This is a genomic window from Streptosporangium sp. DT93 (assembly GCF_049844535.1).
GTDB lineage: Bacteria > Actinomycetota > Actinomycetes > Streptosporangiales > Streptosporangiaceae > Streptosporangium.
In genome coordinates this window covers 1-15,786 of sequence record NZ_JBNCLF010000039.1, presented here as the reverse complement: position 1 = coordinate 15,786, position 15,786 = coordinate 1, and the positions used below count along the sequence as shown (strand labels likewise).

Here is a 15,786-nt window from a genome sequence, read left to right as displayed (position 1 = left end):
CGGTTGTTCGTGGCGGGGGTGGAGATCGATTGGCGGGCGGTCTTCCCGGGGGCTCGGCGGGTGGATCTGCCGACGTACGCCTTCCAGCACCAGCGCTACTGGGTCGGGCAGGGCTCGCTGGGCGAATGGCACCAGGAGGCAGAGGACACGCCGGGAGCCGAGCTGCGGCGGGCCATGGCCGACCGCGCCGAGGACGAGCGGGAGAGCATCCTGGTCGAGCTGATCCTCGCCAAGGTGGCGGCGGTTCTGCGACATGAGTCCGCGGACGCGATCGAGCCCGACCGGGCCTTCCACGAACTCGGGTTCGACTCACTGCTCGCGGTCGAGTTGCGCAACCGCCTCAGCGTGGCGACCGGGCTGCGCCTGCCCTCGACGCTCGTGTTCGACCATCCCACCTCACGGGCGGTGGCCGCGTACGTCGACGAACAGCTCACTCCCTCGGTCGACGACGGGGCGAAGCCGATGCTGGCCGAGATCGACCGGCTGGAGGCGATGCTGGCCGCGATCTCCCCGACCGCGGGCGAGCACAACCGGATCTCCACGCGGCTGGAGGTCCTCGCCCGCACGTGGCAGTCGGCGCACACCGCCGAGCCCGAGCCGGACGAGAACTTCGCCGATGCCTCCGACGAGGAGTTGTTCAGCGCGCTGGACGACGAACTCGGCAGCAGTTGACCGGCTTCCAGCCATTCTCTAAGGGCCTTAGGGGTTCGAGCGGGCGACGCGGCGTTCATATCGTCGATCGAGAAGCGCGAGCGGCGCGGTTCGAAGAGGAGGCATGAGCCTGCGATGTCAACTGACGATCTGATCCAGGAGGCGGAAGCCGCGGTGGTCGCCCTGTCCACCCCACCGCAGCCGCCGGACCCTTACCCCCACTACGCCGCGCTGCGCCGGGCCAACCCGGTCTACTACAGCGAGCCGTTGCAGGCGTACGCGGTCACCGGGTACGCGGAGGTGGCTGCGGCGGCGAAGATGCCGAACATGGGCAACGGCCCGCGTGCGGCCGCGATGCGCCGGCAGGGCTGGGAGGACCACGAGTCGCTACGCCTGTTCATGCGCGCGCTGGTCACCCTCGATCCGCCCGACCACACGCATCTGCGTGGTCTGGCGAGCAAGGTGTTCACGCCCGCGGCCATCAGGCGGGTGCAGCCGTCCATCGAGCGGATGGTGGGGCAGCGGCTGGACGAGCTGGCCGAGCGTGCGAGCGGTGGTGAGCCGGTCGACCTGGTGGAGCTGGTCGCCAGCCCGTTCCCGGTGCAGGTGATCTGCGAGCTTCTGGGGGTGCCGGCCGAGCAGGGGATGCTGTTCTACGATCTGGCCAACGACTGGACCAGGGTGTGGGGTGGCGGCAACTACTCCGACGAGGAGCTCGCCAAGGCCGACGAGTCCACGGTGGAGCTGCGGAACTACTTCGACGCGCTGTTCGCCGACCGCCGTCGCAAACCGGGTGAGGACCTGCTGTCCGGTCTGGTCAAGGTGGGCGACGAGTCGAGGCTTCCGCCGGACGACCTGATGGCGCTGGCCACGTTCCTGTTCGTGGCCGGGTTCGAGACCACGACGAACCTGATCAGTTGTGGCGTGTGGACCCTGACCGAGAACCCGGACCAGCTCGATCTGTGGCGTGAGCGGCCTGACATCACGCCTGGCGCGATCGAGGAGCTGATCCGGCACGGTACCCCCATCTCGGGCACCGCGCGGGTCAGCACCGGACCGGTACGCCTCGGGGACAAGGAGATCCCGGCCGGTCAGCTGATCTTTCTGATGACCGCGGGTGCCAACCGCGACCCCAGGCAGTTCCCCGACCCGGACAAGCTGATCCTGACCCGCGACGACGGCCCGCACGCGGGCTTCGGCGGTGGCCCGCACTACTGCCTGGGCGCGGCGCTGGCCCGGATGGAGACCCAGGTGCTGTTCCCCGCGCTGATCAACCGGTTCTCGGTGATCGAGGTGGCCGGTGAGCCGCAGTGGCGCACCGCCACCGGCCTGCACGGCTTCGAGAAGCTCGAACTCGTGCTGAAGTAGGCCGTACACGGATCGGCCCTCGCGGGTGTTTCCGGACGATGCGCCGGAAGCACCTGTGAGGGCCTTTTCGCGTGCGGGCTATGACATGCCTGGCATGTACCCGGCGGCGAGCTTGCCGAGCAGGCCCGCGTCGATCTTCAGCTGCTGGCCGGTGACGTATCGGGACTCGTCGGAGGCCAGGTACACGATCAGGTGGGACACGTCGGCCGCCTCCAGGTAGGCGATCGGGATGCCGTGGATGGCCTTGTAGATGCCTTCGACGTCCGCGGCGGTCGGCTTCTCCAGGTCCGGGCGGAACGTCTTCCAGTACGCGTCGTTCTCGATCAGCTTCGTCGGCACGTTGGTCGGATGAACCACGTTCACCCGGGTTCCGCTGGGTGCCAGCTGCACGGCCAGCCAGTCGCCGTACTCGGCCACCATCTTCTTGGAGAAGGCGTATCCGGCGCCGCCCGGCCCGGACGCGCCGGTACCGTCGTAACGGGGCATCAGGCCGGCCACCGAGCCCATCAGGATGATGGAGCCGCCCTCGGTCAGGTGCGGCAGGGCGGCGTGCACGGTGTTGATGGTGCCGGCGAGGTTGACGTCGATCGTGTCGGCGAACGCGCTGACCGGACGTCCCGGCCCGATCGGGTTGATGCCCGCGTTCGGGATGACGACGTCGAGCCTGCCCAGGCTCGCCACGGCCTCGTCGACTGCCTGGCCCAGCGCGGCGCGGTCGCGGACGTCGGCCTGCTTGACGACCACACGCCGGCCGGCCTTCTCGACCAGCCTCGCGGTCTCGTCCAGATCGGACCGCACCGCGTCGTCGCCCACGTCCAGCACGATGACGTCCGCACCCTCCTCTGCCAGCCGTACGGCGTGGCTCCGCCCGAGCCCGCGTGCCGCACCCGTGATCGCGACGACTTTGCCCGCTACCCGCGTCATACGGTCCTCCAGTTGTCCGGCGATGACAATCGCATCTTTTTTCTATCTCCGAACAGCGGAAAATGGTGGCCCGAATGACCCCTAATCGCAATTATCCGCGCGGTTAGGGGTCATTAAAGGAAAGGTTCAGTCCAGCACCCATCCCTGGCTTCGGGCCATGTCGGTGAAGCCCTGCCGTAGCTGTGCGATCTGCAGGCCGGTCGTGCTCGGCGCCCGCTCGATGATCATGTCGGTGATCCTGCGAAGAAGTTCGTCGGTGAGCACGGCATCGCAACCACCGGCGGATTCCGGCCGGGTGGGGCGGTTGACGGATGCGGCCACGGGTTCGTCGACGCTTCGCACCGCCGTCGCCCGCAACCCGCGCTCGCTCTGGGAGGTCTCGTACTCCACCAGTGTCCCCGGCTGTAACAACTGTTTATCCGATAGGAACTCGTTCGCGTGCATGAATATGTCACTGCCGCCGCTCTGCGGTGTGATGAATCCGTACCCGCGGGCTTCGTCGAAACGAACCAGCCTACCTAGCGACAACGGTTTCACCTCTCTGTCTTGGGTCGGTCACAGGACAACGTATATGTCATACGTTCCAGTATATGTAATACGCATTGCGGCGTGCGATGTCAACGCCCCGGTGTGGAACGCCAAAAGGCCCCGCGTGGTTCACGCGGGGCCGGGAAGGATCTGCCGTTACCGGACGAGGACCTCGAAGCCGACGCCGGTGCGAGCCGCGGACACGTCCCACAGGCGCCTGGCGGCCTGTTCGTCGAGTGCCTTGGGGTGCAGGTCCACCTGCGCCGGGCCGGGACCGTAGAACCGGCCGCCGAGGACGCCGGGCGCCGTCGCGGCGTACAGGGTCGGAACGGCTCCCTTCTCCGGGGGCTGCAGGAACATCCGCATGATCGCGTTCATCGGGCGGGTGAGGATCCCGAACGTGGCGATGTTGGTCGCCGTCGTTCCCGGATGCACGGCCACGCTCGTCAGGTCGAGGCCCGCCGCCGTCGCGCGACGGTGCAGCTCCGTCGCGAACAGCAGGTTCGCGAGCTTGGACCGGGCGTACGTCGACATCCGGCCGTACGTCCTCACCGAGTCGAGGTCGTCGAAGTCGAGTTCGGCCTCGACGTACGAGTCGCTGGCGACCGTGACCACCCGTGAGCCCGGGGCGGCCAGGAGCAGGGGCGCCAGCAGTCCGGTCAGCGCGAAGTGGCCGAGATGGTTGGTGCCGAACTGCATCTCGAAGCCGTCGGCGGTGAGCCGGCGCGGGATCATCGCGATGCCCGCGTTGTTCACCAGCAGGTCCAGCCGGTCGAGGCGGGACACCAGCGACCGCGACACCGCGCGCACGGAGCCCAGATCGGCCAGGTCGAGGACCACGAACTCGACGGACCCGTGCGGCCGGATCCGGGCGACGGTCTCCGCGCCCTTGACGTCGTCTCGCACGGTGACGATGACGTGCGCGCCCGCCTTGGTGAGCTCCAGCGCCGTCGGCAGGCCGATGCCGCTGTTGGCCCCGGTGACCAGGGCGGTCCTTCCGGTGAGGTCGGGCAGTCTCATCGCGCCTTCTCCATCAGCGCCGCCACGGCGGCGGCGGTGCGCCGGGCGTTCTCGGCCGGCGTCAGCCCCCGGAGCTCCGCGGAGATCACCTCGACCGACAGCGGCACGTCCACCCCCTTGGCGTCCAGCGCGCGCACCAGGTCCACGAGGTGGAACGAGCCCTCGCCCGGCAGCAGCCGATGGTTGTTGCAGTCCTCGTGCAGGGTGCCGCGTGGTTCGGCGTGGCCGTCGCCGAGTTCCAGGCCCGTGATGTGCCTGCCCTCCACCCTGTCCAGCGCGCCGAGCCCGGTCGGGTCGCGGAAAAGGTGCCAGGTGTCGATCAGCAGGCCGCCGTTGGGCCGGTCGGCGGCGAGCACGACGTCGGCCGCGACCGCGTAGGTGAAGCCCGGGAACACGGCGAACGGTTCCAGTTCCACCGACAGGCCGTGCGCGGCGGCGCGGTCGCACAGCGCGGCGAACCGCTCGGTCAGCACGTCCACCGCGGGCATCGGGACACCCGGGGGGAACACCGCGCTGGTCTTGATCCGCCGCGCGCCGAACAGGTCGGCGAGAACGTGCATCCGTTCCTCGACGGCCTTGGCGCGGACGCCGAACTCACCGTCCGGGTCCTGCCAGCCGATCAGGATCTCCAGCTCGCCGATGTGCACGCCGTGGTGTTCGAGAACGGCCCGCAGATCCGCCGCCGATCGCCCGGCCAGCAACCCGTCGAGCTCCTCGGTGCCCATGCCCATGCCGGTCGAGCCGACGCCCGCGATCGCGGCGACCCTGTCGTCGAACGCGTCCCGCGGCGGCTCGGGCCACAATGAGCCCACCAGGTGCGGGTGCGCGAAGAACGGCTTCTGCTGCTGAAGAAGGCTCATGGGTTCATCCAAGGAGGGCGGGAGGGGGCCGGCCACCGTACCGGCCCCCTGAAATCTCCGAACTACCCCACTCGCGCGGCCAGCGCCCTGCGGTCGATCTTCCGGTTGCCGTTCAGCGGGAACTCCTCGACATGGTGATACCGCCTGGGCAGCAGGCCGCTGGGCAGCACCTCGCGCAGCCGCCGGGCGAGCTCGGCCGGCGGTGTGCGGACGCCGGTGTAGAACACGACCAGCTCGACGCCGCTCCCGGCGGTCGCGGTGACGGTCGCGGCGTCGACGACGCCGGCGCAGCTCCTGACGGCCTGGTCCACCTCGGCCAGCTCGACGCGCCAGCCCTGGACCTGCACCTGGGAGTCCAGCCGGCCGACGTAGGCCAGCTCGGTACCCGTCACCCGTACCCGGTCGCCCGTGCGGTACCAGACCTTGCCGTCACGGTGCAGGAACCTGCCCTCGTCGTCGGACGGGTCCAGGTAGCCCGCGGTCATCTGCGGCCCGGACACGCAGAGTTCCCCCTCGGTGTCGGAGGTGCCGCCGTCCTCGGTGAGCAGCAGGTGGTCGTGGCCCTCGTGCACGGTCCCGATCGGCACGACCCCGTTGACGCTCATCGAGGGCGACAGGCCGGGCCGCCAGCGGTGGCCCGTCACGGTGACGGTCAGCTCCGTCGGGCCGTACAGGTTCTCCACGACGGATCCGGAGGCGGCGGCCTGCCAGTCGGCGGTGTCCTTGCACAGCAGCGCCTCCCCTGCGAAGCAGCTCCAGCGCAGGGACGGCATGGACCCCGGGGTGAGGCCGCCGTGCCTGCGCACCAGGGAGATGCTGCTGGGCGTGGAGAACCAGACCGACATCCGGCGCTCGGCCACGAACGCCGGAAGGTCGAGGAACGCCCTCCCGGGGACCGGATGCACGCTCGCGCCCGCCGCCCACGCGCAGAACATCTCGAACATCGAGCAGTCGAAGTTCAGCTCGGTGGTCTGGGAGAACACGTCCTCGGCGGTGAAGTCGTACCGCCCGTCCATCAGCTCGAAGTAGTGGTGCAGGGACCCGTGGCGGATCGGCACGCCCTTGGGGCGACCGGTCGAACCGGAGGTGAACAACATGTAGGCGACGTCGTCGGCGTCCACCCGGCACGGCTCGAATCCCGGACCGCCCCCGGTCGCGGCTCCGGGGGCCAGCACGGGCAGGTCGAGTTCCGTCCCGGCCAGCGCCCTGCGGCCGGCCTCGTCCGCCAGGACCACGGACACGCGGGCGGCCTCCAGCATCTGGCGGGTGCGCGCGACCGGAAAGTCCGGGTGCAGGGGGACGGCGGCCGCGCCGGTGTACAGGGCGGCCAGGATCCCGGCGTACGCCTCCACGCCCTTGGCCGCCAGCACGCCGACCGCCGCGGGCCGTCCGTCCCTCGCCAGGATCTCCGCCCGGCTCAGCGCCTTCTCGTGGAGCTGCTCGTAGGAGAGTGTCTCGGCGCCGGTTCGCAGCGCCGGGCGGCGCGGTTCGGCGGCCAGACCGCGCAGGAAGCGGGCGTGCAGTGCGGGCGAGTTCATGGTCTCTCCGTGAAAGAGGGGCCAGTAAGGGTCGGGCCACCGGGGACGGGCTGCCTAGGTTGGGCAGCGAATTGTCGTCGGGATGCGGGAGCTGCCATGTGGGACGAGCGGTTCGAAGCTGTCGTACGTAATTTCCTGCCGTTCCTTCCCGAGAACGGGGAACTGCGTCCGGAACTCAGCCTGCGTGATTTCGGGATGGACTCGATCGCGATGATCGACCTGCTCGCCGCTCTTGAGCGGGAATATCGGGTCCGATTCGCCTCCGAAGCGCTGAACATCGAGAACTTCCAGACCCCCTCCACCGTGTGGGCGGCCCTTTCCTCGATGGTGTCCGCGCCGTCCAGGTGATTCACGACGTGTGCCGCGGCCGGGGACGCATCGCCGTCTCCGGCTTGACGGCGACCACTTCGAAATTCTGGGTCGTGCACGGCACCCGGCCCCACAGGCTGTCCGGGCCGAAAACGTATATCTTCTTCGTTCCCCGCGCTTTCAGGGTGCCGACGACCGTCGGCCATTCGACCGGCCGGACGATTCCGTCGAGCAGCATGGTGCGCACCTCGGCCGCGGTGGTCAGCAACGAGCCGTCGTGGTCGGAGACGATCGGGACGACCGGGTCGCCGAAGGCGAGCCCGCCGAACACCTCCTCCTCGATCTCCTCCCGCAGCGGCTGGAAGATCCGGGAGTGCATGGGCGGGCGCATCGTGTAGAGCGGCATCCCGCCCCCCGCCCGCACGCGGTCGCGGAACCAGTCGAGCGCCTCCTCGCGCAACGACACGATGTGGAAGTCGTCGTCCACGTGACATGCGAGGTCGTGCCACTCGCCACGGCCGTCCAGCTCGGCGAGGACCTCGGCAAGCAGCCCGGCGGGGGTACGCGCCAGCGACTGGCTGACGACGTCGCCGTGCCGCGTGGCGAAGTACGAGTCGACGCGGTGGCTCCAGCGGGAGGTCATGACCACCGCGTCGGGGAAGCTCAGCGAGCCGGAGAAGACCGCGGCGGCGGTGCCCCCGAAACTGGGGCCGGCGCATGTGCCGGGAACGACGCCGAACGTCTCCCCGGACCATTCGGCCAGGGCCAGGCAGTTGACCAGGAACGCGATCCGCGCGTATTCCGAATACTCGGCCTCGGACGCGCGGAACTTCTCGATCAGGGAGTAGCCGAGCTGTTCGTCCGCCTCGGAGACGAGTCTCCGGACGGTCGGGGAGATCAGCATGAATTTGGCCACGTCCGCATAGTGCGACGGGCTTATGCCGGGAAATACGAAGGCGATGCCGGCTGTGGTCTCGGTCCGCATTCTGAGGCTGTTCCGCTCTCACGACAATGGAATACCTTAACGTACGTGTAAATTGTCGTTCGCCGCATATATTGCACGTACCCCTATGGCCCCCTAACCTGGGATAATCCCCTGGATGTCGTTCTTTGCGGCTGTTGACGCAGGCGTTCGGGAAATACTCTTCACAGTGTGGAAAACCTGCACGGATTCATGCTCGCCGCAGTGGAGACGACGCCGGACAAACCGGCGACGCTGGAACTCGACGCCGACGGCCGGCCGGTCGCCGTGTCCTATCGCGAGCTGGCCGGCCTGGCCGGCGGCTACACCGCCACGCTGGACTCGCTGGGGCTCGACGTGGGGGACAGGGTGGTGCTGGAGGCCGACACCTCCGCCCACGCCGTCGCGATGCTGCTGGCATGCTCCGCGCTCGGGCTGCCGTTCATCCCGGTCAGCCCGCAGACCCCGGCCGGACGGTTACGGACGATCATCGACGCGGTGGAGCCGGCCCTGCACGTCCAGCCCCTCGCCGGCCGCCGCGACGGGATCCCCGGGAGTGTGGGCACCGCGCGCTTCGGCGAGGAGGGCGTGCTCGTCGAACGGGCCCCCCGCGCGCGCACGAGGCACCGCCGGCACGTCTGCGGTACGGACGCGGCCTACATCATCTTCACGTCCGGCTCCACCGGCCGCCCCAAGGGGGTGGTGATGAGCCACCGCGCGGTCATCGCGTTCTACCGCTCCCTGCTGGCGTCCGGTTTCATCACCGCGGACGACCGTGTCGCCAGCGTGTCACCCCTGCAGTTCGACCTCTCGCTGTTCGACATCGGAGTCGCCCTCGGCGGCGGCGCCACCCTCGTCCCGGTGCCGCGCGCGCAGCTGAACTGGCCGCGGCGGTTCGTGAGCCACCTGCGCGACACCGGGGTGACCCAGGTGGACGGCGTGCCGTCGATCTGGCGCCCGGTTCTGCGACACGAACCGGAGGCGCTCTCCGGTCTCGCGGACCGGTTGCGCGGCATCATGTTCGCGGGCGAGGACTTCCCGCTGCCGGAGCTGAGGCGGTTGCAGGGCCTGCTGCCCAGGACCAGGATCGTCAACGGGTTCGGCGCCACCGAGTCGATGGCGGCCTCGTTCACCGACGTGCCGAACCCGCTGCCGGAGGACCAGGAGCGGCTGTCGATCGGCTTCGCGCTGCCCGGCTCGGAGATGACCCTCACGGACGAGGCGGGCCTCCCGATCGACCGGCCCGGTGTGGCCGGCGAGATCTACCTGCGCACGCCGTCGCTGTTCACCGGCTACTGGGCGGACCCGGAGGCGACCAGGGCTGTGCTGGTGCCCGACCCGCTGAACCCGAGGTCGGGCCAGACCGTGCTGCGCACCGGGGACCTGGCCTACCGCGGCCCGGGCGGTGAACTGTACTTCTGCGGCCGCGCCGACTCGCAGGTGCAGATCCGCGGGCACCGCGTGGAACTCGGCGAGGTGGAGCGCACGCTGCTGGAGTTCCCCGGTGTGGGCGCCGCCGTCGCGCTCGCGCTCCCCCGCCCCGGAGGGGACCCGATCCTCGGGGCGTTCGTCGTCATGGACCGGGACGCGCCACCGCTCGACCGGGTCAAGATCCGCGCCGCGTGCGCGGACACCCTGCCCGACTACATGATCCCAGAGGTCACCGAGGTAGAAGAGCTGCCGTACACGGTCAACGGCAAGGTCGACCGGGCCCTGCTCGCCGCCCGCCACAGCGCCAACTGACGAGGGAAAGAACATGGATCGCCTGCTCGACCTGGTGCGTACGCATGCCGCCGCCGCGCTGCGCAAGGCAGTCCCCGACGCGCCGGCCACCGTCTCCGACGACAGCTCGTTCTGGGAGCAAGGCCTGGACTCGCTCGCGCTGATCGACCTGCGCGCGCGGCTGGTGGAGGCGACCGGTGTGAACCTCCCCACCACCGTCGCGTTCGACTACCCCACCCCGCAGGCGCTGGCCGGGCACCTGCGGGCGACCGCGCTCGGGCTGCCCGAGCAGGTCCCCGACCCGGTGACGCCCCCGGCCGGCGACGAACCCATCGCCGTCGTCGGGATCGGATGCCGCTACCCGGGCGGGGTGTCCTCGCCGGACGACCTGTGGCGGCTGGTGTCCGAGGGCACACATGTGATCACCGACTTCCCCGCCGACCGCGGCTGGGACCTGGAGGCGCTGTACGACCCCGACCCCGGCGCCACGGGCACGAGTTACGTCCGGCAGGGCGGTTTCCTGCCGGACGCGGCCGAGTTCGACGCGGAGTTCTTCGGGATCGGCCCGAAGGAGGCCACCGCGATGGACCCCCAGCAGCGTCTGCTGCTGGAGACCTGCTGGGAGGCCCTGGAACGGGCCGGGATCGACCCGGGGCCGTTGCGCGGCAGCCGCTCCGGCGTCTTCGTCGGCGTGGAGCCGCACGAGTACGGCCCGCGGGTGCACGAGGCACCGGAAGGACTCGACGGGTACCTGATGGTCGGCACGGCGCCGAGCGTGGTGTCCGGCCGGGTCGCCTACAGCCTCGGGTTCGAAGGCCCCGCGCTCACCGTGGACACCGCGTGCTCGGGATCCCTGGCCGCCCTGCACCTGGCGGTCAACTCGCTGCGCCGGGGCGAGTGCACCCTCGCTCTCGCCGGCGGCGTCACGGTGATCTCCAGCCCGGGGACGTTCACCACGTTCAGCCGCCAGCGCGGACTGGCCGCGGACGGCAGGTGCAAGGCGTTCTCCGCGTCCGCGGACGGCACGAACTTCGCGGAGGGCGTCGGAGTCTTCGTCCTGCGGCGGCTGTCGGACGCGGTCCGTGACGGGAACCGGGTGCTGGCGGTGGTACGCGGCACCGCGCTCAACCAGGACGGCGCGTCGAACGGGCTCACCGTCCCGAACGGGCTCGCCCAGCAGCAGGTCATCCGGCAGGCGCTGGCGGACGCCGGGGTGGACGCCGACGAGGTCGACGTGGTCGAGGCCCACGGAACGGGCACCCGGCTCGGCGACCCGATCGAGGCGGGCGCGCTGATCGCGACCTACGGCAGGCGGCACACGCCGGAACGGCCGCTGTGGCTGGGGTCGGTGAAGTCCAACATCGGCCACACCGGTGCCGCGGCGGGCGCGGCCGGCCTGATCAAGATGATCATGGCGTTGCGGCACGGGACGCTGCCCAGGACGCTGCACGTGGACGAGCCGTCACCGCACATCGACTGGAGCGCGCGGACCGTTCGGCTGCTGACGGAGCCGGTGCCGTGGCCGCCGGCGGAAGAGCGGCCACGGCGCGCCGGCGTGTCGTCCTTCGGAGTCAGCGGGACCAACGCGCACGTGATCGTCGAGGAGCCGCCGCCCGCCACCGACACCGACACCGCCACCGACACCGGCGACGGCGGCGCCGCGGACGCCGGACCGGGCACGGACCGCGTGGCACCGCTGGTGCTCTCGGCCAAGAGCCCCGCGGCCCTGCGCGCGCAGGCCGCCCGGCTGCTGGAGGTCTCCGCGCCGGCGAAGGACATCGCCTACTCGGCGGCCGTGACCCGGTCCGCCCTGGAGTACCGCGCCGCGGTCGTGGGCGACTTCGGCGCGGGCCTGGCCGCCATCGCCACCGGTGACCTGTCGGACGTCCCGCACGGCCGGGCGAACGGCGCCAGGACCGCGTTCCTGTTCACCGGGCAGGGAAGCCAGCGGCCGGGCATGGGCCGCCGGCTCCACGACACGTTCCCGGCATACTCCAGCGCCTTCGACGACGCCGCGGGGTACCTGGACATCCAGCTCGACGTGCCGCTCCGGGACGTGCTGTTCGCCGCGGAGAACACGGCCGAGGCCGCCCTGCTGGACCGGACCGCGTACGCGCAGGCCGCGCTGTTCGCCGTGGAGGTGGCGCTGTTCCGGTTGCTGGAGTCCTGGGGCGTGGTGCCCGACGTCCTGATCGGGCACTCGGTCGGTGAACTGGCCGCGGCGCACGTGGCCGGCGTGCTGTCACTGGAGGACGCGGCCCTGCTGGTGGGAGCCCGCGGCCGGTTGATGCAAGGACTGCCCGAGGGCGGGGCCATGGTCGCGATCCAGGCCACCGAGCACGAAGTGATTCCGCGCCTGGTCGAAGGCGTGAGCGTCGCGGCCGTCAACGGACCCCGGTCCGTCGTGATCTCCGGCGCTCGGGACGCCGTCTCCCGCGTGGTGGAGGCCTTCGCCGATCGCCGGACGAAGCGGCTGCGGACCTCGCACGCGTTCCACTCGGCACTGATGGAGCCGATGCTGGCGGAGTTCGGAATGATCGCCGAGGCGATGACGTACCACCCGCCGAGGATCCCCATCGTCTCCAACGTGACCGGTGAGGTGCTGACGGAGTGCTCCGCGGAGTACTGGGTCCAGCACGTCCGCTCCACGGTCCGCTTCCGGGACGGGGTCGACGCGCTGCTGGCCAGGAATGTCGGGATCTTCCTGGAACTGGGGCCGGACGGCGTCCTGTCGGCCGCCGTCGCGGACTGCGCGGCCGACGACGCGGACCTGCTCGTCAAGCCGGTGCTGCAGGCCGGCCAGGACGAGGAGGGCACGCTCGTCACGGCCGTCGCCGCCGCGCACACGGCCGGCGTGCGCGTCGACTGGCAGGCGTTCTTCGCCGGTCACGGTGCGCGGCGAATCGACCTGCCCACCTACGCGTTCCAGCGCAGGCGCTTCTGGCTGGACCTCGGCTCCGGCACCGATCTGAGCGCGACCGGCCTGCACGCGACGAGACACCCGCTGCTCGCCGCGACCGTCGGCCTGGACGACGGCGTGATGCTCACCGGCAGGCTCTCGGCCCGATCCCAGCCCTGGCTGGCGGACCACGTGATCGCGGGCTCGGTCCTCGTGCCCGGCGCGGCCTTCGTGGAGATGGCGATCCGGGCGGGCGACGAGGTCGGCTGCGACCTGCTCGCCGAGCTGACCCTCCAGGCCCCGCTCGCGCTGCCCGACCAGGGCGGCGTCTCCGTCCAGGTCGTGGCGGGCCCGCTGGAGTCGGGACGCCGCTCCGTCGAGATCCGCTCACGCGCCGACGACTCCGACCACTGGGAGCGGCACGCCACCGGCACACTCGCGTCCGCGAACACCCGGCCGTCGGCCGAGTCGTTCGGCCTGGTGGCCTGGCCGCCGCCGGGCGCCGAGCCGGTCGACATCACCGGCCGCTACGCCGAACAGGCCGAGCAGGGGTACGAGTTCGGTCCCGCGTTCCAGAACCTGCGCGCCGTGTGGCGGCGCGACGGTGACGTCTTCGCCGAGGCCGTGTTCGCGGATCCGGCACACGCGGGCCGGTTCGGGCTGCACCCCGCCCTGCTCGACGCGGCCCTGCAGGCCGCCGACTACGTACCCGGCCGGGAGGCGGCCGAGGGGGAGATCCGGATCCCGTTCGAGTGGACCGGCGTCTCGTTGCACGCCGGCGGCGCGACGGCCCTGCGGGTGCGGATCTCGGCGACCCGGGACGGCGTCTCGGCCGTCATCGCCGACCACACCGGTGCCCCGGTCGCCACCGTCGAGTCCATCGTGGAGCGCGCGATTCCGGCCGTCACACGGCGGGCGGACTCGCTGTACGAGGTGCGCTGGGTCGATGTGCCGGCGGTGGACGAGGCGGGCCCGGCCGGTGACGACGTGACGGTCGCCGAGTTCGAGCCCGGCGACACGCCCGAGGCGGCCCGGGCCGCGACGCACCGGGCGCTGGCACGCATCCAGGAGTGGCTGGCGGCCGAGAGGCCCGCGCCGTCGCGCCTGGTCATCCGGACCGCGGGCACGGACCTGGCCTCCGCCGCGGTGTGGGGCCTCGTGCGGTCGGCCCAGGCCGAACACCCGGGCCGGTTCGTGCTGGTGGGAGGGGAAGGCGACCTGGGCACGGCCCTGGCCGCGGGAGAGCCGCAGATCGCCTGGCAGGACGGCACCCTCCGGGTGCCGCGGCTGGCACGCCTCACCGATCTCGGTGAGGCCGCACCGCTGACCGGTCCCGTTCTGATCACCGGCGGGACGGGCGGTCTCGGCCGTCTCGTGGCACGACACCTGGTCACCGAGCACGGAGTCCGGCACCTGATCCTGGTGAGCCGGCGGGGGATCGACGCCCCCGGCGCCGCGGAACTCAAGACCGAACTGGCAGACCTGGGCGCCGAGGTCACCGTGGCCTCGTGCGACGTGGCCAACCGCCACGCGGCGGAAGCGCTCCTGGCGAGGATGCCGTCCCTCGGTGGCGTGATCCACCTCGCCGGCGTGCTGGAGGACGGGCTCGTCGAGACCATGACCCCCGAACAGGTCGACACCGTGCTGCGCCCGAAGGTGGACGCCGCGTGGAACCTGCACGAGCTGACCCGGGAGATGGACCTCTCGGCGTTCGTCCTGTTCTCCTCGGGGGCGGGCACGCTGGAGGCGCCGGGCCAGTCCAACTACGCGGCGGCGAACGCCTTCCTCGACGCGCTCGCCGTGTACCGGCGGTCCAGGGGGCTTCCGGCCACGTCGCTGGCGTGGGGCCTGTGGAGCGGCGACGGGATGGGCGGCAGGCTGGACGAGGTCACGCTCCGCCGGGCCGGTCGATCCGGCTTGGTCTCGCTGTCCGCGGAGGAGAACCTGCGGCTGTTCGACCGCGCGCTCAGCGCGGACACCGCCGTGGTACTGCCCCTGAAAATCGACGTGGCGGCGCTGCGACGGCAGGACTCGGTCCAGCCGCTGCTTCGCGGAATCGTACCGACGTCCCGCCGGTCGGCGGCCGACTCCGCCCCGGCGGGGGGCGTGCTCGCCGACGCCCTGGCGGGTCTGAGCCCGGCCGAGACGGACAGGGTCGTGCTCGATCTGGTCCGGACCAGGGTCGCGGCCGTGCTCGGCCACGACGGCGCCGCGGAGGTGGACCCTCGGCGGGCGTTCAGCGACATCGGATTCGACTCGCTGGCCGGTGTCGAGCTGCGTAACGGGCTCAACGCCGCGACAGGCCTGCGCCTGCCGGCGACACTGATCTTCGACTATCCCACTCCGCGAGCTCTCGCCGACCACATCACGTCCAAGGCGCTGAAGACCGCGCCGGAGGTCTTCCGGCCCCCCGCCGCCGTGACGGGTTCCGGCGAGCCGATCGCGATCATCGGAATGGCCTGCCGTTTCCCCGGCGGTGTGTCCACACCGGAGGAGCTGTGGGAACTGCTCGCCGAAGGCAGGGACGCGATATCCCACTTCCCGGACAACCGTGGCTGGGACCCCGGGCTGTACGACCCGGAGCGGGGCAAGCGGGGCAGGACCTACGCCCGCGAGGGAGGATTCCTGCACAACGCCGCCGAGTTCGACGCGCGGTTCTTCGGCATCTCGCCGCGGGAGGCGGTGGCCATCGATCCGCAGCACCGGCTGCTGCTGGAGACGGTGTGGGAGACCTTCGAGAGTGCGGGAATCGACCCCGCGTCGGTGCGAGGCACGCGGACCGGCGTGTTCTCGGGAATCATGTACTACGAGTGGGCCAACCGGATGGCCACGGTGCCCGACGAGCTGATGGGCTACCTGGGCAGCGGCAGCGCCGGCAGCATGGCTTCGGGCCGGCTGGCCTACACCTTCGGCCTGGAGGGGCCGGCGATCACGGTGGACACGGCGTGTTCGTCGTCGTTGGTGGCGTTGCATCTGGCGGTGCAGGCGTTGCGGTCGGGTGAGTGT

11 protein-coding genes are annotated in these 15,786 nt (G+C 71.0%); 5 read left to right on the top strand and 6 right to left on the bottom strand.

Going from position 1 to position 15,786, the window contains the following annotated elements:
• On the top strand, positions 1 to 672 hold a 672-nt coding region (locus ACLQ2R_RS39310), incomplete at its 5' end, for a phosphopantetheine-binding protein (RefSeq protein WP_425966515.1).
• Positions 673 to 786: 114 nt separating this feature from the next.
• On the top strand, positions 787 to 2,019 hold the full coding sequence (locus tag ACLQ2R_RS39305; RefSeq protein ID WP_425966514.1) for a cytochrome P450: 1,233 nt from the start codon (positions 787 to 789) through the stop codon (positions 2,017 to 2,019).
• A 78-nt stretch (positions 2,020 to 2,097) separates the two neighbouring features.
• Here ACLQ2R_RS39305 and ACLQ2R_RS39300 read toward each other — a convergent pair whose 3' ends face one another.
• The 5 genes from ACLQ2R_RS39300 to ACLQ2R_RS39280 all read right to left on the bottom strand — a co-directional run bounded on the left by ACLQ2R_RS39300 (position 2,098) and on the right by ACLQ2R_RS39280 (position 6,889).
• Positions 2,098 to 2,943 carry a mycofactocin-coupled SDR family oxidoreductase gene (locus ACLQ2R_RS39300; RefSeq protein WP_425966513.1) on the bottom strand — a complete coding sequence of 282 codons (846 nt, stop codon included), beginning with the start codon at positions 2,941 to 2,943 and terminating at the stop codon, positions 2,098 to 2,100.
• A gap of 126 nt (positions 2,944 to 3,069) precedes the next feature.
• The gene (locus tag ACLQ2R_RS39295; protein WP_425966512.1) at positions 3,070 to 3,480 is read right to left on the bottom strand and encodes a cold-shock protein; all 411 of its coding nucleotides are present in this window, start codon (positions 3,478 to 3,480) and stop codon (positions 3,070 to 3,072) included.
• Between the two features lie 147 nt (positions 3,481 to 3,627).
• Positions 3,628 to 4,491, bottom strand: coding sequence for an oxidoreductase (locus tag ACLQ2R_RS39290; RefSeq protein ID WP_425966511.1), 864 nt, complete (start codon positions 4,489 to 4,491; stop codon positions 3,628 to 3,630).
• Positions 4,488 to 5,351, bottom strand: a complete 864-nt coding sequence (locus ACLQ2R_RS39285; protein WP_425966510.1) for a sugar phosphate isomerase/epimerase family protein — start codon at positions 5,349 to 5,351, stop codon at positions 4,488 to 4,490. Before ACLQ2R_RS39285 ends, ACLQ2R_RS39290 begins: the two co-directional genes overlap by 4 nt.
• A gap of 62 nt (positions 5,352 to 5,413) precedes the next feature.
• Entirely contained in the window at positions 5,414 to 6,889 is a 1,476-nt protein-coding gene (locus tag ACLQ2R_RS39280; RefSeq protein ID WP_425966509.1) for an AMP-binding protein, read from the bottom strand.
• Between the two features lie 96 nt (positions 6,890 to 6,985).
• Here ACLQ2R_RS39280 and ACLQ2R_RS39275 point away from each other — a divergent pair, with 96 nt between their 5' ends.
• Positions 6,986 to 7,237 carry an acyl carrier protein gene (locus ACLQ2R_RS39275; RefSeq protein WP_425966508.1) on the top strand — a complete coding sequence of 84 codons (252 nt, stop codon included), beginning with the start codon at positions 6,986 to 6,988 and terminating at the stop codon, positions 7,235 to 7,237.
• 1 nt (position 7,238) lies between these two features.
• On the opposite strand, the gene ACLQ2R_RS39270 is transcribed toward ACLQ2R_RS39275, so the two are convergent.
• A complete protein-coding gene (locus ACLQ2R_RS39270) occupies positions 7,239 to 8,114 on the bottom strand; it encodes an ACP S-malonyltransferase (protein ID WP_425966507.1) in 876 nt (291 codons plus the stop codon).
• A gap of 237 nt (positions 8,115 to 8,351) precedes the next feature.
• Here ACLQ2R_RS39270 and ACLQ2R_RS39265 point away from each other — a divergent pair, with 237 nt between their 5' ends.
• On the top strand, positions 8,352 to 9,902 hold the full coding sequence (locus ACLQ2R_RS39265) for an AMP-binding protein (protein WP_425966506.1): 1,551 nt from the start codon (positions 8,352 to 8,354) through the stop codon (positions 9,900 to 9,902).
• 13 nt (positions 9,903 to 9,915) lie between these two features.
• Positions 9,916 to 15,786, top strand: a 5,871-nt coding sequence (locus ACLQ2R_RS39260) for an SDR family NAD(P)-dependent oxidoreductase (protein WP_425966505.1), incomplete at its 3' end; no start/stop codon positions are given.

Excerpts from the sequence above, each read along its gene's own strand:
- ACLQ2R_RS39280 (WP_425966509.1), bottom strand. The coding sequence starts at position 6,889 with ATGAACTCGCCCGCACTGCACGCCCGCTTCCTGCGCGGTCTGGCCGCC.
- ACLQ2R_RS39290 (WP_425966511.1), bottom strand. The coding sequence starts at position 4,491 with ATGAGACTGCCCGACCTCACCGGAAGGACCGCCCTGGTCACCGGGGCC.
- ACLQ2R_RS39300 (WP_425966513.1), bottom strand. The coding sequence starts at position 2,943 with ATGACGCGGGTAGCGGGCAAAGTCGTCGCGATCACGGGTGCGGCACGC.
- ACLQ2R_RS39305 (WP_425966514.1), top strand. The coding sequence starts at position 787 with ATGTCAACTGACGATCTGATCCAGGAGGCGGAAGCCGCGGTGGTCGCC.
- ACLQ2R_RS39275 (WP_425966508.1), top strand. The coding sequence starts at position 6,986 with ATGTGGGACGAGCGGTTCGAAGCTGTCGTACGTAATTTCCTGCCGTTC.
- ACLQ2R_RS39285 (WP_425966510.1), bottom strand. The coding sequence starts at position 5,351 with ATGAGCCTTCTTCAGCAGCAGAAGCCGTTCTTCGCGCACCCGCACCTG.